The following is a 248-nucleotide window of genomic DNA, read 5'->3' as shown; positions in this document are numbered from 1 at the left end:
GCGCTAGAGAGCTTAACTTCCGTGTTCGGTATGGGAACGGGTGTGACCTCTCTGCCATCATTACCAGACTGTATTCATTTAAGACAAGAATCATTTTAACTTATTTAACTTTTAAAGTCAACAAGTTTTTTATATTCTTTCAAAACTAGATAACATTGCTTCATATTATATGGTTAAGTCCTCGATCTATTAGTATTCGTCAGCTCCACATGTCACCATGCTTCCACCTCGAACCTATCAACCTGATC

The 248-nt window shown here is 37.5% G+C and carries 1 rRNA gene; it reads right to left on the bottom strand.

Annotated elements, in window-relative coordinates:
- Positions 1–68: ribosomal RNA gene (gene rrf, locus MR169_RS28085) — 5S ribosomal RNA — on the bottom strand; the annotation flags it as partial.
- Positions 69–248 lie beyond the last annotated feature (180 nt).

Origin of the sequence: Bacillus cereus group sp. BfR-BA-01349 (assembly GCF_022663795.1) — a bacterium.
Taxonomy (GTDB): Bacteria; Bacillota; Bacilli; order Bacillales; family Bacillaceae_G; genus Bacillus_A; species Bacillus_A cereus.
This window is presented reverse-complemented; position numbering and strand designations above follow the sequence as displayed.